General features: G+C 65.2%; 3 protein-coding genes. 1 reads left to right on the forward strand and 2 read right to left on the reverse strand.

Annotated features, from left to right (window positions below):
- The coding region (locus ACEW8G_RS07145) for an acyl-CoA dehydrogenase (RefSeq protein ID WP_373487744.1) at positions 1-586 on the forward strand (586 nt) is incomplete at its 5' end.
- On the opposite strand, the gene ACEW8G_RS07150 is transcribed toward ACEW8G_RS07145, so the two are convergent.
- Positions 581-1,057 (reverse strand): MaoC family dehydratase, encoded by a 477-nt coding sequence (locus ACEW8G_RS07150; RefSeq protein ID WP_373487745.1) that lies wholly within the window; start codon positions 1,055-1,057, stop codon positions 581-583. The two genes, ACEW8G_RS07145 and ACEW8G_RS07150, sit on opposite strands and share 6 nt — an antisense overlap.
- A 27-nt stretch (positions 1,058-1,084) precedes the next feature.
- On the reverse strand, positions 1,085-1,818 hold a 734-nt coding region (locus ACEW8G_RS07155), incomplete at its 5' end, for a sterol desaturase family protein (protein WP_373487746.1).

A 1,818-nucleotide genomic window follows, 5' to 3' on the forward strand; every position in this document is an offset into this window, starting at 1 on the left:
GCGGATCAAGGGCGAGCCGGGCAGCGGCAACGCAGGGCTCGGGCTGTTCGTGGTCGCCGCCGATGCCAGCGGCCTCACCCGCACCCCCTATCGACTGCGCGACGACCATTGGGTGGCAGATATCGCCATGGACAATGTCAGCGCCGATGCACTGCTGCTGGGGCCGGGCGAGGCCGCACCGGCGCTTGAGGCGGTGATCGACAAGGCGCGGCTGTTGCTGGCGGCAGAGGGCACCGGCATCATGCGCCGCCTGTGCCTCGCCACTCAGCAGTACACCACCGAACGCAAGCAATTCGGCGTGCCGCTTGCATCGTTTCAGGTGCTGCAGCACCGCATGGTCGACATGACGATTGCCTTCGATCAGGCGCGGTCTTTGGTGTACGAGGCGGTGACCCACGATCTTGCGGGCGACACTGCCGAGATGACCCGCGCCGCGCGCGCCGCCTATCGCGCGGTCTGCGATGACGGGGTCGAGGTCGGCAAGGCCGCGATCCAACTGCACGGCGGCATGGGCATGTCAGAAGACCTGCCGCTGGGCCGCGCGCTGCGCCGCCTGCTCGCGATCCGTCAGGCGTTTCCGCTATAGCGCCGGTGTCGCCTGAGGCGCGGGCCGGCTGAGCATCAGCGCAGACCGCTTGCAGCTGGCGACCAGCACATCATGCTGGTTGTAGCCGCGATGTTCAAACACGACGATGCCCTGGCCGGGTCGTGATTTGCTGGGGCGGATCGAGATCACCTCGCTCTCCACCCTAACGGTATCACCGTGAAACAGCGGCTTGGGAAAGCGCACCTCGTCCCAGCCCAGATTCGCGACAGTTGTGCCAAGCGTCGTATCGCCCACCGACACGCCAACAATCAGCCCCAGGGTAAAGCAGCTGTTGACGACGCGGGTGCCGAACTCACTGTTTTCCTTGCAGTACTGCTCGTCGAGATGCAGCGCCGCCGGGTTGTGGGTCATCGCTGAAAACAGCAGATTGTCGGTTTCTGTCACCGTCCGGCGGATCGCGTGTTGAAAGGTTTGGCCGATGGTGAATTCTTCGAAATACAGGCCGGGCATGGCAGGTCCTTCAGGTTTTGGGTGACTTTAGCGAAACGGCAGCAGCAGCGACCAGCCCAGCCGCGCAGGCTCTGGCCCCGGATAATCGGTGAGACCAATCTGCATGCTGCCATGGCCGCCCGATGGCCGGGCGCGATAGGTACCGAGCAGCCGGTCCCAGACCGACAGGCAAAAGCCGAAGTTGCGGTCGTGCTCGCTGCGCGCGGTGCTGTGGTGGACGCGGTGCATGTCGGGGGTGACGATGATCAGGCGCAGCACTGCATCGAGCGCCATCGGCAGGCGGATGTTGCTATGGTTGAACATCGGCAGCACCGACAGCAGCATCTCAAATACTATCAAAGCCCAGAGCGGCACCCCCAGCGCCAGCGCAACGCCAAGCTTGAACAGCATCGACAGGCCGATCTCGACCGGGTGAAAGCGCAGCGCGGTGGTCATGTCGAAATCATGGTCAGCATGGTGCACCCGGTGCAGCCGCCACAAGAGCGGCACGCGGTGCGAAAGCCAATGCTGCGCCCAGACGGCCAGATCGAGCGCAAGGATGGCGATCACCCCCTGCGCCCACAGCGGCAGCCCGGTCATCGGCAACAGCCCGAACTCGGGCGACGCGCTGTAGCCGGTCACCGCGCCAAACAGCGCGATGAACACCAGGGCCTGAATGCCGCGTTCGAGCGGTAGGTTGATCAGCACAAAGCCCAGATGCGTGCGCCAGCGCGCGAGCAGCGGCACCCGGTGCGCGCGGCGCGGCCACAGCGCTTCGGCGA

The sequence above is a fragment of the Blastomonas sp. genome (genome assembly GCF_041747255.1).
In the GTDB taxonomy this organism is placed as follows: domain Bacteria; phylum Pseudomonadota; class Alphaproteobacteria; order Sphingomonadales; family Sphingomonadaceae; genus Blastomonas.